The sequence below is a fragment of the Paenibacillus sp. CECT 9249 genome, from assembly GCF_918697855.1.
Classification (GTDB): Bacteria; Bacillota; Bacilli; order Paenibacillales; family Paenibacillaceae; genus MSJ-34.
This window is the reverse complement of record NZ_CAKKLI010000002.1, coordinates 1-16,940: the sequence shown is the minus strand read 5'-3', so window position 1 is coordinate 16,940 and position 16,940 is coordinate 1. Positions and strand designations below refer to the sequence as shown.

Genomic DNA, 16,940 nt, shown 5'->3' with positions numbered 1-16,940 from the left:
TCATCAGTTTTGCTTGCCGTCGCTTTCTCTCGCCCGGGCTTCCGTTTCGCGCATCAGTTCCCGATCGAACGGGCTCGGATGCGGAATTTGCCGCAAGTAGCTCAGCGCCGTCTGCGGATCGCCCTCGTCATCCATTGTAATGCCGTGCAAATGCATGATCGCGAGCGCGCGCAGCGCATACGGGTTGTGGAGCTCCGTTTCGTACGTTTGCATCGCTTCTTCGTATTTGCCTTCGACGACAAGCTTGTCGCCTTTCAACTGCTCCTTATCGTCCAGAGAGAAGAAAGGCAGGTTGTTGTCGAAGGAGGTATAATAGCCGCTGGAACTGCTTATTTTTAAGCCGTCGCTGTCGTATGCGTCGACAGACCAGACGAATTTGCCTCCTGGATAGACGGCGCCTAGAATCGCGGCCGGAGACAACTGCGTTCTCCCTTCTCCGTCCGACGTCTTGCCGTATCCGCGCGGCACCGTGCGCAGCGTTTCGATGCCGTACTCCGCGTAGGGCTCGCGCCACGTATCCTCCAATGCAATGGGGAACGTATCGTACGATTCGCCCTCCCGGACATTATCTATCGCCGAAATGGTCAGTTTATAATAATCCGCGCCGGGATACGGTTCCCACTCGAAGCGGATGACGTCTTCGGCAATCGTTTCTTTATTCGTCGGGTTTACCACTTTCACTTGCGGGACGAACCGAACGTCATATTCGGCGGTCGTTCCTTCCGTCACAACGACCGTTTGGTTCGCCGGCTCGGCAAGATAATAGCCGTCGACCTTCTCTTTCCGCAAGCCGATTCCAATCTCGTATTCGCCTGGGGCGACATCGTAGAAGCGGAATGTGCCGTCCCGATCCGTCAGCGCCATCGGATAATAACCGAAGGGCGGGCTATGCCACACGTTCTCTCCTTTGCGGCGAAGTACGGCATACGCATCCGCGGCGGGAGCGTCGCCGATCTGCACGCTTCCTGTTACGGAAGGGGCGGCATCAGGACGAACATGCCGCGAAGCCAGCATCGCCGCATGCATTTTTGCCGTTTTGCGGCGTTCGCCATACGTGCTATCGTCTTGCGCAATCTCCCGGTACAGCTTCTCCGCCTCATCCCATTTTTCCCCGACCATATATAAGTCTGCCAATTTCCAACGAGCCATACCGGCATGGCGATAGTCCGGATATTCCGACAGCAGCCGCTCCAACAGTTTCTCGGCGTAGGCCAACTGCCGTTTGGAGTTTCGCTCTCCATGGGAGTACGACGACGCAGTCGGAAAGACGAACAACAGATGATCTTGACCCGGAAACGGCACCATCGTTTCCGCCGCCCAGTACAACGCCTCGGGCGCTTCTTTGCTGTTAGGAAAATAGGTTAACACCGCATCGTATTTTTGCATTTTGTATAGAACGGAGGGCATGGCAAGATAGGCAACCGCCGATAGAAGGAATAGTCCGGCGAGTCCGAGCGCCAACGTTTTGACTTTGATCCGAATCATCGCTCCCATCCCTTCTGAAGCTGCTCTTTGTAATATACGCCTCCGTTCATGGCAATCAACTCGGACTCGTACCGCTCAACTGTGCCGATATCGCGGCGTTCTTCTTCGATGACGGCCTGCATCTGCTTGAGATAGGACGAAGACGAGTCGGCGCAATCCAGCCACAACCAGCCGCCTGCAATGACAAGCAGACAAACGGCGGCGGCGGCCGAACCGGGGATGCGAATTTCACGCTCCCAGAAAGACGGCTTGGCACGCTGCAGAACCCGTCGCTTCATGATATCGGTGAACTCGGCATCGGCTAATTCCCGTTCCAAGGCGGAACGAATGTTATGTTTAGATGGTTGCCCCATCGACCCCATCTCCTTCCTCTAGCTTGCTTCTTAACAGCGTTCTGCCGCGCGATAATTTGCTTTTGACGGTTCCTTCGGATTCCCCGAGCGCCGCGGCGATTTCCTTTATCGTTAACTCCTGATAGTAATACAGCACGATAACGACCCTATACTTATACGGCAATTGTTGAATGTCGGACATGAGCGATAAACGGGCCGCCGCTTGCTCCGGTCCCGGCTCCGTACTGGGAATCGCATCATCCGTCATATCGCGGTACAACAAGCGTTTCCAGGCGGCGAGCCTCATTTTGCTTCGGCATAGATTGACTGTAATCCGCAGCAGCCAAGCGCGCAAGCTGCCCTGACCGCGAAACTGCCGAATCTTTTGAAAAGCGGCGAGAAAAGCTTCCTGGCTAATGTCCTCTGCCAGATGGCGGTCCTTGATAAGCAATATGGCGGTGCGATACACATCGTTGCCGTACCGGTCCATCAGCTTCGACAAGGCGGAACCGTCTCCTTGGCGCAACCGCTCGATCCATTCCTGCTCCGGATTCATAACCTTCCTCCTCACTCCTCATTATACTATGATGCTTGCAGACGGCTGAAAGGTTGCAAATGAAGACAAAAGAAGAGAGATAATTTGCAATGAAAATATCATTTTCCAAACATTGGTCTTCTATAGATGTTGACGGCAGCCGGATCGCAATGTATACTGTGCATAAGATTATATACAGTATACACATGCAACGGCAAGTTGAAAGGGTGAGCGCATGGAACGGCTTCGAAACGCTTGGATGATTACGAAGTTGGAATTTATAGGAATTCATGTACCGCTGGTTTGGACCGTTATTTTCAACCTTTATATCGGGGGGATGTCGGTCCCGATGCTGCAAGGGATTTTAGGTACGAAGGATGGCAAAACGTTCGGTTTTTTTATGGATTTTTACTTTCTCATTCTCATTCCCATGCTCGGTTTTTTCTTTTCGCGGAAATCGGCAAGGTATTTAAGGGAAGATTCTTATACGAAATCGCTGGGACGGTTGCGGGTGCTGCCCGTCAAGTTGGAAGAAATGATTTTGGCGCGAATATTGCTCCTGTTCATTGCGCTGATAGGCAACGCAGTCCTCTTCTTCGCCATACAGTATGTTTTTGCGGCAAGCATACGGAATCTGTTGTCCGCAGGCCCGTTTTTGGTGTATGCCTTCACTTGGATCGGCTATGCGTTCATCGTTTCGGCCCTATACATTTACATGGAGTTAGGCTTCAAAGGGAAGATATATTTTTACTTATCGATGCTCTCCATGCTCTTACTGGTGGCTGTCGCTGTCATGGTTCAGGCGCTCGGCTCGAACGTCGTCTTGTTTACGATTGAACAGGCGCAGAGAATGAATGTCGTTATGCCGCTTGCTGCGATTGCCATTGGGCTCGGGAGCCTTGCTTTGTCATACCGGCTGTCGAGGCGAAAGCTTCAAACGAGGGACTTGGCATAACTAGATGCCTGCGAGGAACATAACGGGAAAAGAGGTGTTAAGGTGTGGATTCCGATTCAATTGAACGAGAATAGCGCTGAGCCGCTATATCATCAAATAGAAGTGCAATTGCGTTCTCTTATCATAAGCGGTCAGATCGAAGAAGGGACGTTGCTGCCTTCCATTCGCGAATTTGCGAGCGAATTGAATTGCAGTGTCATTACGGTGCGGCGCGTCTATCAAGACCTGGAGAATGAAGGGCTGCTGCGCACGAAGCAAGGAACCGGCACATTCGTAGCCAAAGTCGGTACGGAAGAACGAGATCGGCACCGGCGCACCGCCGTTGTGGAAGCGATGGAAGCGGCAATCGACATCGGCATGCGAATGAACTGTTCGCGGGAAGAGATGATGGCCATTTTTACGGACATCATGACGAAAAAATATCAATCATAGATGGCAGGATGGGGTGAATTCATATGGAAGAATCCGTTTTGACGATGAACGGCGTCATGAAGCATCGAGATTCGCTGTTATTCGGTCCGGTCGATTTGCAGCTTCCGAAAGGGTACGTATTTGCCATCGTCGGTCCGAACGGATCGGGGAAGAGCACGCTGCTGAATATCGCATTGGAATTACTGCATCCGGATGCTGGAACGGTGAGTTTGTTGGGACAGCGTCTTGACAAGCCGTTGGATCGGGCGATCAAGCAAAAAATCGGCTATGTGCCGGAAGTATCCAGCCGCGATGAAGATCATTTCACGCTGGAACAACTGGCGAAGTTTACGGCGCATTGGTATCCGGGTTGGAGTTGGAGCAAATATGACGAATTTGTAGCGAAGTTTCAACTGAAACCGACGCAGAAATTCGGCAAAATGTCCAAAGGGGTCCGGCGGAAATGCGAATTGACGATGGCGCTCTCCTGTCAACCGGAACTGCTCATACTGGATGAACCGTCGTCGGGGCTCGATCCGTTTGCTTGGAAGATGATGGTTGACGAACTTCGCGGCTTCATGGATCAAGGAGACCGCACCGTCATCTTGTCGACGCATATTGTCGATGAAATGAAGCGGCTTGCGGACTATATCGTCTTCGTATTCCAAGGCCAAGTGCTGGGCATGTTCGAAAAAGACAGCCTGCTCGATAACTGGAAAGAGATGTGGGTAACGGAAGAAACGGGCATGGCCCAGGATGCGGGCGAACTTCCCGGTCTTGTCGAATGGGGAAGGGAAGCGGGCGGCATGATCCGGCTTGTCAGCAGCGACGCGAGCGCCACGGAACGGACGATGCGGGAGCTCGGATGGAACCCGGTCAAAACAAGAACGCTGGAGTTGGATGAAACGTTGCTGTATTTAATCCAGCGGAAACAGACGATGAGAGAGGAGAAATCATAATGCAACCATTGCAATTGGAATATGTTGTGAAGCAATTCGGCGAACATACGGCAGTGAACCGTGTCAACCTGGAAGTGGGGAAAGGGGAAATTTACGGATTGCTTGGCGCGAACGGCGCGGGCAAAACGACGACGATGCGTATGGTGCTCGGCCTCATCTATCCGGATGGAGGAAGAATTCTGTACAACGGCAAACCGTACAACGCCGAGATGCAGCGAATGATGGGATACCTTCCGGAAGAGCGGGGGATGTATCCGAAGGTGAAAGTGAGCGATCAGCTCATCTATTTGGCGCAGCTGCGCGGCATGTCGCGCTCGGAGGCCGACAAAAGCTTGAAACGGTGGCTTGAACGTTTTCATGTGCCGGAATACTACAATAAACGCATTGAAGAATTGTCCAAAGGCAACCAGCAAAAAATTCAGTTTATTGCCGCCGTCATTCATAAGCCGCAATTTCTTATTTTGGACGAGGCGTTCAGCGGGTTGGATCCCGTCAACGTGGAATTGCTGAAAGAAACGGTGAAGGAAGTGCGCGACGAAGGAGCGAGCATTTTGTTCTCGACGCACCGGATGGAGCATGTCGAGGAATTATGCCGCAATGTAACGATATTGCACAGATCGAACACGGTGCTGCAGGGCAGCTTGAAAGAAATTAAAAGCAAATTTCCGCGGGAACAGGTCATATTGGGTACGGACAGGGAAGTATCCGGTTTGGAGCAAATCCCCGGCGTGAGAACGGTGGAGAAGCACGAGTCCGGCTATAAAATCGCCATTTCGGACGAGGCGGCGGCCCAGCCTATCTTGGCCAAAGCGATGGAACAGGCGGTTGTGCACCGCTTCGAAGTGGTTGAACCGACGTTGAATCAAATTTTCATTAAGGCGGTAGGTGAGAGCAATGAATAAACTGGGCACGATTATCGGATTTACATTTAAGAACAAAGTGAAAACGAAGGCGTTTTTGGTCACGACGATCGTTCTCATTCTTCTCATGACGATCGGAATCAATATTCCGTTTATCATTTCCTTGTTCGACGGAGACCAGAACAAAACGGCCGCGATCGGGGTCGTGGCGGACGGCAAAACGGAAGTGGCCGCCATGCTGAAGGATTATTACGATAAGCAGGAAAACCCGGATTTGCAAATCCGTCTGTACGATCAGGAAGCGTCGGCGCAGGCGGACGAAACGAAATTGAAGCAGGAAGTGGCGAACAAGGTCATTAAAGGCTATTTGGTGCCTCAAGAAAACGCGCAAATCGGATTCCCGGATTTCGTCTATAAATCCGAAGGAATGATTGATATGAACGTCAGTTCCTCGCTGCAAAATGCACTCCGTACAATTAAAATGGAAGTGATCGTGAAGGATTCGTTGACGGAAGCGCAAAAAGAGGCGTTAAACGCTCCGATTCAAATCGAGAGCGAGCAAATTGCGACGGAACCGGGAGAGAATCCGGCGAAAACCGGAGAGCAAGCGGCGATCGGATATATTATGGTCACCGTGCTAATGGTACTGTTTTTCATGACGATTATGATGACAGGCAATATGATCGCATCGGAAGTGACGGCGGAGAAAAGCTCCAGAATTATGGAGATTCTCATTACGAGCACTTCGCCGTTGCAGCAAATGTTCGGGAAAGTGATCGGGATGTTCTTGGTCGGTTTGGTGCAGATTGTAGTATTCGCGATCACGATCGCCGTCAATCTGTCTCTGCCTCATAATGCGGCCGTATTCGCGGATATCGGGCTCGATTTGTCGCAAATCGATCCGGCAATGATCATTTACGGTTTCATCTTCTATGTACTTGGCTATTTCTTGTACGCGACTTTATTCGCGGCGATCGGTTCGCTCGTAAGCCGCACCGAGGAATTGGGCCAGGCGGTCATGCCAATCACCGTATTGTCTTTGGCAGCTTTCTATATTAGCACGTTCAGCGTATCGACGCCGAACACGATCTTGGTGAAAGTTTCGTCGTTTATTCCGTTTTTCTCGCCGACGAGCATGATTTTGCGCATTGGCGTCGGTCATGTCGCCGCATGGGAAATTTGGCTATCGATCGCTATTCTCGCCGTATCCATCTACGTCTTCGGCTGGCTGTCGGCCAAAATTTACCGCACAGGCGTATTGATGTACGGCAAACGGCCTACGTTCAAGGAACTGCGAAAAGCGATGAAGGCGTACAAAATATAAAATGTAGACTAACTGGTGAACCGAGGATACGGATATAGAAAGAAAAGAAGATGGATGGAGAGAAAACCGATGATGAAGAAAGTTACGATTTTGATGGCAAGCCTGATGTTCGTTTTCGTTATGGCAGGCTGCGGCGCCGGCGGAGGAACGTCGCACAACCTGCAAGAAGGGGAGCCGGCGGAACAAACGGCGGGTACGGAATCTCCGGCACCGACGCCGGGCGACAGCGCGGGGAGCGGGGAAGGCTCGGGCGGCTTTCTGTGGAAAGTAAGCCATAACGGAAACACCGTGCATATGTTAGGCTCGATTCACGTTGCCACGGCGGATTTCTATCCGCTCAATTCCAAGATCGAATCCGCCTTTGACGAATCGGACGCATTGGTTGTGGAAGCCGATGTAGCGAATATCGATCCAGCTGCGATGCAGCAACAGATTGACGGCCTTGCCAAATATGCGGACGGATCCAAGCTGAAGGATCACCTAACCCCTGAGCTATACAGCCAATTGAAGCATCGGCTCGATGAATATGGGATACCGGAAGAAATGGTGGAAAACTATGAAATATGGTATGTCAATATGCTGCTGGAAAGTATGGACGCTATCGCTACCGGACTCGATCCGCAGCAAGGAATCGATTATTACTTCCTGCAAAAGGCGAAGGATAGCAAGGATATTCTGGAGCTGGAAGGAGCGCAGTTCCAATTTGAAATGTTCGACGGATTTTCCGAAGACGTGCAGAAGACATTGCTGGAACTAGCGCTGAATCCGGAGGCGGATAAGCAAGAAACGCTGCAGCAGTTGGCCGAATATTGGAAAACCGGCAACGAACAAGGATTGGCGGAATTGCTGTTCGCGCCTGTCGAGGAGAAATACAGCGACAATTACGCCATCTACATGGAGGCGCTAACCGACAAGCGGAACGTCACGATGACCGAGAAAATCGAGCAATATTTGCAAGGCGAAGGAAATAAAACGTACTTTGTCGTCGTCGGCACCGCCCATTACCTCGGAGACCAGGGCATCGTCAAGCTGCTGGAGCGGAAGGGGTACAAGGTGGAGAAGGAATTGTAAGCGTCGGGGCCGGATTGCCATATGGCAGCGCGGAGCGTTCATGGAACGCTCTGCGTTTTTTTTGCTCATGCCATTTTTTAGATTGTGTTAATCTGTCTAATAATGAACTCAATTTAGAGAGAGGGATGTTACTTGAAAAGAAACGTATTATATATTGAAGATAATGAGAAAATAGGCAGCCTGCTAAAAGAAGAATTGGAACAGCGAGGATTTTCGGTTCAGTGGCTGCTTTCCGGTGAAGGAGCCGAAAAAGAAGTACATCAGCATGAAATCGTTATTTTGGATATCATGTTACCCGGATTAGACGGATTTACGGTGGGAAAACGATTAAAAAAGGCAGCTCCTGCTGTTCCTATTTTGTTGTTATCTGCTCGAACATCGATAGATGATAAGGTAGATGGTTTACAATTTGCCGATGACTATTTAACGAAACCGTTCCATACGGATGAATTAGTTGCAAGATTAGAAGTATTAATCCGTCGAAGCGGTGGAACGCATTCCGAACGCATTTCATTAGGAAATCATATTGAAGTAGATCCGGAAGCCCAAATGGTATTTGACAAACGCACAGGAGAAGAAATTGTATTGACTGGGAAACAACATCAAATTTTAATGTATTTCTTACGCCACCCTAATCAAGTTCTGCCAAAAGAACAAATTTATGAAGCTATTTGGGAAGAAGCTTATATAACAGGTGATAAAACAATAATGGTGCATATCCATCGACTGCGCCAAAAGCTGGAACGTCATCCGGATTCCCCGGAGATTATTGAAACGTTAAAGGGAATAGGCTATCGGGTGAAACTATGAAACAGTCTAGATCATTATTTCGTCGTTTTCTAAAAGGACATTTTCTATTTATCTTTCTTCCTCTAACTGTGCTTATTTTCTTCTTTACATTCGTTGGGTTTTCTGATATCCATGAAAAAGATCCAAATAAATTAAATCTATTTTACGTTACCGTGCTATTGTTTGGTTTTATTATTGTCGCATTTGTTGTATTATCTTGGCTGTTCTTCTTGAAACTTCAAAAACGTCTCGCTCGCTTGCAGGAAGTCATGTCATTTTCAGCTAATCATAACTCATTTCCTAAACCAATACCTGTTCAAAGGGATCGTATGGATGAAATAGACCAGTTAGGAAGTTCTTTTAATTGGATGATTCAGCAGCTTGAAGACAGTCGCAAGCGAGAATATGAAGAGGAATTATTACGACATCGACTCATTGCGAATTTATCTCACGACTTACGAACGCCGCTTACCATTTTGAGAGGACATGTCACCAGATTAAATAAAGAATCAATAAGTTTAGAAGGACAAAACTCATTAACAGAGATGAACCATACGATTACAAGAGTCGGAGATCTAATGGATGATTTGCTTTCCTATACATTGCTTACATCAGGGAAACATCCTTTTCATCCCACTTCAACAGATATTGGACGTTTAGTAAGAGCATCTATTGCTGCGTGGTATCCTGCATTTGAAGAAAAAGAAATTCAGCTCGATGTTGATTTACCGACAGAAGAGACTTTTTATTGGGAAGCAGATCCTAAATGGATGACACGGGTACTGGATAATTTATTTCAGAATATTCTTCGCCATGCGGCAGAGGGAAAATATGCAAACATTGTGGTTGATGTAGAAAAAGAACAGATCATTGTTGCTGACAGAGGTCCAGGTATGGATAACTCTTCCTATGAGCGTGGGGCGGGGATTGGTTTATCGACTTCAAATTATATGTTGAAAAAAATGAAGCTGAAAGCTGACTTTACATCAAATGAAAATGGCACAAGAGTAGCTATTGGTAGAGCGTAACCTAAAGTTAACCCAGAAGTAAACAGCGTGATAACCGAGATGTAACTTTGCTTCTTTATAATTAGAACCATAACAGAAAGGAAGTGTTATGGTTGCTTACAATTAATAACTTGGTCAAACAGCGCGGAACGCGAGAAATCTTATCAGGTATCAGTTTTAAAGCTAGACCAGGGAGAGTAACTGGTTTTTTAGGTCCGAATGGGGCAGGGAAAAGTTCTACGCTTCGCATCTTGCTTGGATTAGATCGTGCCACCTCAGGCAGTGCACTAATTAATGGAAAGCCATTCGCAGAATTGCATAATCCGCTAGCAACAATAGGTGCCGCACTTGATGGATTTGGAGCTCATCGTATGCGAACAGGACGGGCACACTTGCGTTGGATTGCTCGTGCCGCAGGATTGTCTCGCTCACGTGTCGAGGAAGTTCTGGAAATCGTAGGTCTTACGAATGCAGCCGGGAAAAGGGTTGGGAGTTATTCCCTTGGCATGGGGAGAAGACTTGGAATGGCAGCTGCACTGCTTGGCGATCCAAAAATATTGGTTTTAGATGAACCCGTTAACGGGCTCGATCCACAAGGAATCCGCTGGATTCGGACATTTTTACGTGAACGTGCTGCGTCTGGAAACACGGTGTTACTATCCAGTCATCTCATGGGAGAGCTTGCAGAGACGGTTGATGATGTGGTGATTATTCATCAAGGAAAAATCGTTGCAGATGGAACATTGGAAGAAGTAATAGGTAACCATTCCACGCTGGAGGAAGCCTTTTTTGCCCTGACATCTGAACATGCAGGTGATGTTGTATGAGAGCATTCAACGCGGAACTATCTAAATTGTTCTCCCTGCCGGGCATTTGGCTTGCCTTTCTTATTGGAGCATTTGCCCCAGCGGTCATTGCAGCCTTGGTCATTACACAACAAAAAGCGGAGATTATAGCTACAGGGCTATCGGAAGCCGGTTATGATGGATTAGGTTTCGGTGTGCAAGGTGTCATTATTCTTGGTGTGCTTGCTGTCAGCAGTGAATATTTGACAGAGAGCAGTGAATCGGGTGGAGGGCAGCAGATTACAACAAGTTTAACTGTTGTTTCATCAAGGCTTCATTTTTTGCTGGCAAAAGCAGGCGCTGTGACCGTGATCAGCATACTGCTTTGTATGGTTGCTATTATGACAACTGTGTCGGCAACGCATCTTATTCTTGGTGAATATGCCCCTGCATTTGAATGGTCTAGACTTATCGGCGTGGTTTGTTACTGGACATTTACTGCTCTTTTAGCATTTGGGATTACTGTTCTAACAAAGAATGGCATGATCCCACTTGCTGTGCTCATCATAAATTCATCCGTTGTATCATTTAGTGTCCTGCTTTCTAAGGTTACAAAGTTGGCATTTTACTTACCAGATCGGGCTGGCATTGATATGTTTATGTCTATGAGCGACACCCCGTTCACAGGCAGTTTTTTCGACAGATTTCACACCCCGTTCACAGGCGGTTTAGTCATGTTTGCCTGGGTAGCCGTTTTTTTCATTGTTGCAGCTATCGTATTCCATAGGAGGGACGTTGCATCATGAGTGTCTCATCTAGTAGAAAGATAACACAAATCCTTGGTGCTGAACTGGATAAATTAGTTACATTACCATTGATATGGCTCACTCTTATGGGTACATTCATTCTTAATTTAGTTTTAGCCGCAGCTTTTACTTCGGCTGGTCTACAAGGGGCGGCAGGAACGCAAAATATACTGAATATAGGACTTGCTTCTATGGGATATCTTCAAGCAGGGTTCATTATTCTCGGTATCTTAGCTGCTTGTTCGGAGTATACTGGCGGACAGATTCGAACGACTTTAACTACGATACCTTGGCGTGGGTTTCAATTATCCGCGAAGCATTTGGCATTGGCGATTATAACCATTCCTGTGGCGTTTATTATTGCTGCATCAGGTGTATTATATACTTTTATTATGATGAGAGACACAGCAGTAGGGTTTGAAATAGACACAATGATAAAAACATTAGTAGGTGCAACAGGCTATCTAACATTAACCGCACTTCTCAGTGCAGCTATAGGTGCTTTACTAAGACGAACCACTCCTGCTTTAGTGTTACTGCTTGGTTATTATTACATTGTCAGTCCATTGACGAGAGATTTGCTACCTAAATATTTGCCGGATACGGCAGGATATTATATGTATATGCCGCCTTCCTCTGATGAAATAAATGTCCTTACACCAATGCAAGGGACAGGTATTTCAATGTTATGGACACTGATCTTTATTACAGTAGCTATTGTATTTTACCGTAAACGAGATGCCTAAGTTTAGGTTTCTTAAAAGACTTTTTGAGACAAAGCCTGGTGTATCAGGCTTTTTGTTATTCATGCAGGAGAATCAGGCAACCGAAAGTCTTGCCCGTTCAAGCTGGTGCGGTGATGTGTTGATCAACGGAAAGCTTAGTTATACTTTCTCTGTGGACTCAGTAACAGGAGAATTATTTACTATAGCTCGTGAGAGAACACTGGATAAAAAGGTCTCCGTAGCCTTTGATACAGCTCTTGCTAAACGTCAGGCGCATGCGCGTCGCAAATACGATGAAGCGCTGAAAGCCGTGCCGGAAGCCATAAGCAATCAGTACAGTGTGACTGCGCAAGGGCCGGATGGCTATTATGCGCTTGGCTTCGTCTGCAGAAATCCCGGACGATGCCGAAGAACTTGCTGGGACAGGCGATTGCTAGGTGGGGTCTATTTGACGTTCACTCTTTTTTCCTTCATAACTTCTTCATAAGTTGCAAATTCATTCTTCATAACTCTGTTTTATAGTGTAACTATAAGGAGGAGATAAAAAATGAAGAAATTGGGGATTGGATTAGGGGCACTACTACTGGTTATGGGAATTGGGTCAGTTGGTGCTTACGCAGCTTCGATAAACAATGGCAACAACAGTGGCTTCTTCGAAAATATGCTGCCCTTTGCTAAACAGATACATCCCGACCTGTCAAATGAACAAATTGAGCAAATGTACAATTATTGTAACAACTCAAATGGGGCAGGAATGTCAGGAATCAAGAGAAATTCTCAATTCAGAGCAGGCATGATGAACTTCTAATCCGGTCATAATAAGATAAGACTTTCATAAGATGAGACCTTCAATGATGAAGGTCTGTCTTTGTAAACAAAAAGAGATAGGTGAGGAAGTTTGTGAAGATACTATTGGTGGATGATGAAGAAAATATCCTGCACGTCATCAAGGCTTACTTGGAGAAAAATAATTATATAGTGTATGAGGCCGATACTGGAAAGGGCGCTCTTCATCCTTTTTGAGACATTACATCCTGATCTTATCGTGTTGGATTTAATGCTTCCGGATATATCCGGAGAGGAAGTGTGCAGAATAGTACGGAAGACTTCGAACATTCCGATTCTCATGCTAACGGCGAAAAGTAGTGAAGACGATATGATAAATGGACTTATGATCGGAGCAGACGATTATATTACCAAACCATTCAGTCCAAGAGAGCTCCTCGCTCGCGTAATTAGTTTATTGAGAAGATCTAATCATTCTGAACAGGAGAATAATACGTCATTAATGTCCTTTGCCCAAGGCCGTTTAACCGTGGATTTGGAACGCTATGAAGTAAAATTTCAAGATGAGCCCGTTCCTCTTACACCGATGGAGTTCAAACTGCTGGAAATTTTGGCAAAGCATCCGAAGCGAGTGTTCTCGCGGCTTGAACTGGTTAACCTTAGCCAAGGTGATACTTTTGAAGGCTTTGAGCGAACCATTGATGTTCATATCAAGAATATTAGACATAAAATTAACGATGACCCTAAACACCCTGAATTTATAGGTACTGTCTTTGGGGTGGGTTATAAATTTTTGGTGAATACTGATGAAAAGTAGTGGTGGATTGAGCAGAAAGCTCCTTGTCTCCCATACCGGTGTTGCGCTCAGTGCGCTTCTGTCCATTGTCCTGCTTGTTAATCTGGTCATGGGCCTTTCGTTCAATCAGTATCAGAAAAATCAGCAGCAGGCGGAAATACAAAGTATTCTTGAAGATTTAGAAGCTTCTTATAATGAATCTACTGGTAAATGGAATACCGATATTTGGATGCTTCTTTCTCACCAGGCGATGATTGGCGACTATGTCGTACGTGTTTATGACAATGACCACCGCTTGATTTGGGATACCAGCCTAATGGGAATGCATAGAGAGGCGAAATCCAAGCCCTTGCTAAGCCCTATCCAAAAAAAAATTGTAAAAGGCAATCAGCAGGTGGGAATATTGGAATTCCAATCGGTGAACGAAACGTCCCAAAGTCTGAATAAACAGTTCCTCCGCATGTTTAACACACTATTATGGGTGGCGTTAGGTATCGTCATAGTCGGAACGTATCTGTTTAGCAGATATATGGCTAAAAGTATTAGCCAACCCCTTTTGGAAATAAGGGATATTGCTTTAAGAATGAAAGAAGGAGACCTCAGCTCCCGTGTAGAAGGGACTAATCAAAATACGGAGATTTATGAGGTGGGCCAGGCTCTTAATCATTTAGCTGACGGGTTGGAGAAACAAGATCAGTTAAGGAAAACGTTGACCGCTGATGTAGCTCATGAACTGCGCACGCCCTTAACGACTCTACAAAGCCATTTGGAGGCATTCCAAGATGGCATCTGGGAACCATCCCCTGATAAGCTTCAAGTGTGTCATGACCAAGTAATGCGCCTGATTCAACTTATAAGTGATTTGGAAAATCTGACTGTTGTAGAGAATCCCATGGCTCAGCTTAAGACGGAAATGGTACCTCTTAATGAAATTGTACGGGAGTCGATGAATACTATATCAAGCCAGTATTGGCATAAAGGTCTTTCAGTTGATCTGGTAAACAAGAGTGATGTATGGATTACCGGGGACCGCTCACGGCTGGTTCAGGTATTCTTGAATCTAATAAAAAATGCATATAAATATACGAATTCAGGAAATATTCATATTGAAGTGACCAAAGATAAAGGCGAAGGTGTCGTCATTATATCCGATACAGGAATGGGAATCACGGAAGAGGAACTCCCTTATATTTTTGAACGTTTTTACCGTGGGGAAAAATCAAGAAACCGGAAGACAGGCGGGGCTGGAATAGGACTTGCCGTTGTAAAAGCAATTGTGGATGCTCATGCTGGAACCTTACATGTGACAAGCGAGGTCAATAAGGGGACAACAGTTTGTGTTCGGCTCCCCATAATTCGATGAAAGGATGAGACAAAATGATGATGGGTTATGGTTTTGGGTTCGGAACGTTTGGCATGATCATCAATTTTCTTTTAATTGTCGGCGTAATTTATTTGGTAATAAAATGGGTAAGAGGAGAAGGAAACACACGCCACAATGAAAACACACCAGAAAGAATCTTGGATGAGCGGTTTGCAAGAGGGGAAATCTCAGAAGACGAATATCTTCGAATGAAAAATATGTTGCGTGACTAATCAGAAAGGTCGCTAATTTAGCGGCTTTTTTCTTTTATCGGTACAAGAACATTGTACCAGGCATTAGCAAATACTGATAATTTGGACTCCCTCACAGCAGCCGGAGCAATGAGTGGATAAATTACACCATTTACAAGAAATGGTTATTATTCAACAATATACAACCGATAACTTGTAATATATCTTTCTTTTCTGTCTGATGTCTGACCCATACATCAGCTTCACTTGGCTTCATGACACTCCGCTAACACGACTCCAATTGCGACGAAACTCTATTATGCCACAGATTCCTCCATAATGAGACAGGATTCCAATCCCCTCCGTTTCTTTACCTATAGGCGCACTTCCTTGGTTTTGATCTCTACATAGTTGCGCGCTATGAATGTCAGAAAGGCACATCATGCCCAAACCAAATCATGGGAGGTAATGTGATGATCTTCAAACCCGTTTAGATTCCCGTTTCATCCTACGATTAATGCTGATTGGCGGCGGATTGCTGCTCGTATTCGCTTGTATGTTCGCGTTCTCGAAGACCGTGTCAGCCCACGGATATATTAATGATCCGGCCAGCCGGGCGATCCAGTGTAAAAACGGATCGTTGTCGGCACCGCCCATTATCTCGGAGACCAAGGCATCGTCAAGCTGCTGGAGCGGAAGGGGTACAAGGTGGAGAAGGAATTGTAAGCGTCGGGGCCGGATCACCGGCCGGGAAAGAATAAGGCAACGCGGAGCGTCCATGGAACGCTCTGCGTTTTTTTGTTGCTCATGCTAAGATCGATCGAGTATTTCGAAGAACAGCTTTCATAAATTCTGATTCGCTGCCGACATTGCCCACAATTTTAATGTTCCGTTTCTTAACATCCAAACTTTTAAATTGATCCGTAAGGACAACTCCAGTAATTGGGGACCCATCCGGAAGAGGAACCTCAAAAGGATAAGTTTTGACTTGGCTTGTAATCGGACACACGACAGCAAAGCCGGTCAGTTCGTTGAACTCCGATTCGGACAGCACGACTGCGGGACGTCGGCCAGCTTGTTCATGCCCGGCTTGCGGATCAAAATCGAGCCATATTAAATCACCGCGAGTTGGAATCGTCAAATGAGCTCGTCTCCTTCAATGCCTACGTCCACTTCATCATGACGCGGCGAATCAGGCTTCATTTTGGAAAGCAGCTGTTTCAGATGGTTGCGCAGCTCCTCATTTGATTCTTGTGTTTTTTTCTTAGGGCGTAATAATAATTCGTTTTCCTGTGTTACGATGATTTCAATTTCCGTGCCTTCTTCCAGATTAAGACGTTTAAGAATTTGGTTTGGAATACGGACAGCAGTACTGTTGCCCCATTTACTGAGCGTTGCGGTCGTCATTAGAATCACGTCCTTCTCTTTCCTATGATTCAATTATACTTCACTCCCCGAGAAAATGTATATCCTTATGATATACATAAAGCTTATAGATGATACTCCGGAGCCCGGGGAGACTTAGTTCGCAAGAAACGCAGCGCTCATAATGTTGTTAAATTTGAAACTTTTCAAATGTGGTACGAATTCCTGCACTGGTGAGAAAAGCCTGCGATAATACAGGAATTTTCAAACAAATCCCCCATGGCCTGACGACCATCGCCATAAATGAAAATAGAGTTGCAAACTGTATCCGTTTTTGGGGTAATTAATATGGGCAGATCATAGGTCGAAAGCTTTTTGGTGTATCAATACCGTAC

Annotated in this window: 21 protein-coding genes and 1 pseudogene; 17 read left to right on the top strand and 5 right to left on the bottom strand. The window is 46.5% G+C overall.

All coding sequences use genetic code 11. The features are described 5' to 3' along the window. Positions 1 to 3 precede the first annotated feature (3 nt). From LQ229_RS02095 to LQ229_RS02085, 3 genes are read right to left on the bottom strand one after another with little or no spacing between them, the layout of a single operon-like run. Entirely contained in the window at positions 4 to 1,485 is a 1,482-nt protein-coding gene (locus LQ229_RS02095; RefSeq protein ID WP_230190826.1) for a hypothetical protein, read from the bottom strand. After that, positions 1,482 to 1,838: a hypothetical protein gene (locus tag LQ229_RS02090; RefSeq protein WP_216536786.1), complete on the bottom strand. Its 357-nt coding sequence runs from the start codon at positions 1,836 to 1,838 to the stop codon at positions 1,482 to 1,484. Before LQ229_RS02090 ends, LQ229_RS02095 begins: the two co-directional genes overlap by 4 nt. Further along, complete coding sequence (locus LQ229_RS02085; protein WP_216536787.1) at positions 1,822 to 2,373, bottom strand: sigma-70 family RNA polymerase sigma factor; 552 nt, start codon at positions 2,371 to 2,373, stop codon at positions 1,822 to 1,824. Before LQ229_RS02085 ends, LQ229_RS02090 begins: the two co-directional genes overlap by 17 nt. Positions 2,374 to 2,587: 214 nt before the next feature. On the opposite strand from LQ229_RS02085, the gene LQ229_RS02080 reads away from it, so the two are divergent. The 17 genes and pseudogenes from LQ229_RS02080 to LQ229_RS27260 all read left to right on the top strand — a co-directional run bounded on the left by LQ229_RS02080 (position 2,588) and on the right by LQ229_RS27260 (position 15,906). Continuing rightward, positions 2,588 to 3,307 (top strand): hypothetical protein, encoded by a 720-nt coding sequence (locus LQ229_RS02080; protein WP_230190825.1) that lies wholly within the window; start codon positions 2,588 to 2,590, stop codon positions 3,305 to 3,307. A gap of 42 nt (positions 3,308 to 3,349) precedes the next feature. Then, positions 3,350 to 3,739: a GntR family transcriptional regulator gene (locus tag LQ229_RS02075; RefSeq protein ID WP_230190824.1), complete on the top strand. Its 390-nt coding sequence runs from the start codon at positions 3,350 to 3,352 to the stop codon at positions 3,737 to 3,739. Positions 3,740 to 3,762: 23 nt separating this feature from the next. Then, positions 3,763 to 4,677 carry an ABC transporter ATP-binding protein gene (locus LQ229_RS02070; RefSeq protein ID WP_230190823.1) on the top strand — a complete coding sequence of 305 codons (915 nt, stop codon included), beginning with the start codon at positions 3,763 to 3,765 and terminating at the stop codon, positions 4,675 to 4,677. After that, entirely contained in the window at positions 4,677 to 5,579 is a 903-nt protein-coding gene (locus LQ229_RS02065) for an ABC transporter ATP-binding protein (protein ID WP_216536791.1), read from the top strand. Before LQ229_RS02070 ends, LQ229_RS02065 begins: the two co-directional genes overlap by 1 nt. Continuing rightward, on the top strand, positions 5,572 to 6,861 hold the full coding sequence (locus LQ229_RS02060; protein WP_230190822.1) for an ABC transporter permease: 1,290 nt from the start codon (positions 5,572 to 5,574) through the stop codon (positions 6,859 to 6,861). Before LQ229_RS02065 ends, LQ229_RS02060 begins: the two co-directional genes overlap by 8 nt. 69 nt (positions 6,862 to 6,930) lie before the next feature. Next, entirely contained in the window at positions 6,931 to 7,932 is a 1,002-nt protein-coding gene (locus tag LQ229_RS02055; RefSeq protein WP_230190821.1) for a TraB/GumN family protein, read from the top strand. Positions 7,933 to 8,064: 132 nt separating this feature from the next. Continuing rightward, positions 8,065 to 8,742, top strand: a complete 678-nt coding sequence (locus tag LQ229_RS02050; RefSeq protein WP_216536794.1) for a response regulator transcription factor — start codon at positions 8,065 to 8,067, stop codon at positions 8,740 to 8,742. After that, entirely contained in the window at positions 8,739 to 9,749 is a 1,011-nt protein-coding gene (locus tag LQ229_RS02045) for a HAMP domain-containing sensor histidine kinase (RefSeq protein WP_230190820.1), read from the top strand. Before LQ229_RS02050 ends, LQ229_RS02045 begins: the two co-directional genes overlap by 4 nt. Before the next feature lie 92 nt (positions 9,750 to 9,841). Next, a complete protein-coding gene (locus tag LQ229_RS02040; RefSeq protein WP_230190819.1) occupies positions 9,842 to 10,555 on the top strand; it encodes an ATP-binding cassette domain-containing protein in 714 nt (237 codons plus the stop codon). Then, positions 10,552 to 11,319 (top strand): ABC transporter permease, encoded by a 768-nt coding sequence (locus LQ229_RS02035; protein WP_230190818.1) that lies wholly within the window; start codon positions 10,552 to 10,554, stop codon positions 11,317 to 11,319. The genes LQ229_RS02040 and LQ229_RS02035 overlap by 4 nt, the downstream gene beginning before the upstream one ends. Further along, on the top strand, positions 11,316 to 12,065 hold the full coding sequence (locus LQ229_RS02030) for an ABC transporter permease (protein ID WP_230190817.1): 750 nt from the start codon (positions 11,316 to 11,318) through the stop codon (positions 12,063 to 12,065). Before LQ229_RS02035 ends, LQ229_RS02030 begins: the two co-directional genes overlap by 4 nt. 61 nt (positions 12,066 to 12,126) lie before the next feature. Then, a complete protein-coding gene (locus LQ229_RS02025; RefSeq protein WP_230190816.1) occupies positions 12,127 to 12,531 on the top strand; it encodes a hypothetical protein in 405 nt (134 codons plus the stop codon). A 60-nt stretch (positions 12,532 to 12,591) separates the two neighbouring features. After that, entirely contained in the window at positions 12,592 to 12,852 is a 261-nt protein-coding gene (locus LQ229_RS02020; protein WP_216536798.1) for an FAD/FMN-containing dehydrogenase, read from the top strand. Between the two features lie 92 nt (positions 12,853 to 12,944). Continuing rightward, positions 12,945 to 13,647, top strand: a pseudogene (locus LQ229_RS02015) (response regulator transcription factor). Then, the gene (locus tag LQ229_RS02010; protein WP_230190815.1) at positions 13,637 to 14,989 is read left to right on the top strand and encodes a HAMP domain-containing sensor histidine kinase; all 1,353 of its coding nucleotides are present in this window, start codon (positions 13,637 to 13,639) and stop codon (positions 14,987 to 14,989) included. The pseudogene LQ229_RS02015 and the gene LQ229_RS02010 overlap by 11 nt, the downstream one beginning before the upstream one ends. 14 nt (positions 14,990 to 15,003) lie before the next feature. Continuing rightward, positions 15,004 to 15,222, top strand: coding sequence for an SHOCT domain-containing protein (locus tag LQ229_RS02005; protein ID WP_216536801.1), 219 nt, complete (start codon positions 15,004 to 15,006; stop codon positions 15,220 to 15,222). 594 nt (positions 15,223 to 15,816) lie between these two features. Further along, positions 15,817 to 15,906 carry a TraB/GumN family protein gene (locus LQ229_RS27260; RefSeq protein WP_356709468.1) on the top strand — a complete coding sequence of 30 codons (90 nt, stop codon included), beginning with the start codon at positions 15,817 to 15,819 and terminating at the stop codon, positions 15,904 to 15,906. Positions 15,907 to 15,985: 79 nt separating this feature from the next. Here the strand turns inward: LQ229_RS27260 and LQ229_RS02000 are convergent, their stop codons facing one another. Then, the gene (locus LQ229_RS02000; protein ID WP_216536802.1) at positions 15,986 to 16,321 is read right to left on the bottom strand and encodes a type II toxin-antitoxin system PemK/MazF family toxin; all 336 of its coding nucleotides are present in this window, start codon (positions 16,319 to 16,321) and stop codon (positions 15,986 to 15,988) included. Beyond that, a complete protein-coding gene (locus tag LQ229_RS01995; protein ID WP_356709299.1) occupies positions 16,318 to 16,587 on the bottom strand; it encodes an AbrB/MazE/SpoVT family DNA-binding domain-containing protein in 270 nt (89 codons plus the stop codon). Before LQ229_RS01995 ends, LQ229_RS02000 begins: the two co-directional genes overlap by 4 nt. Positions 16,588 to 16,940: the final 353 nt, after the last annotated feature.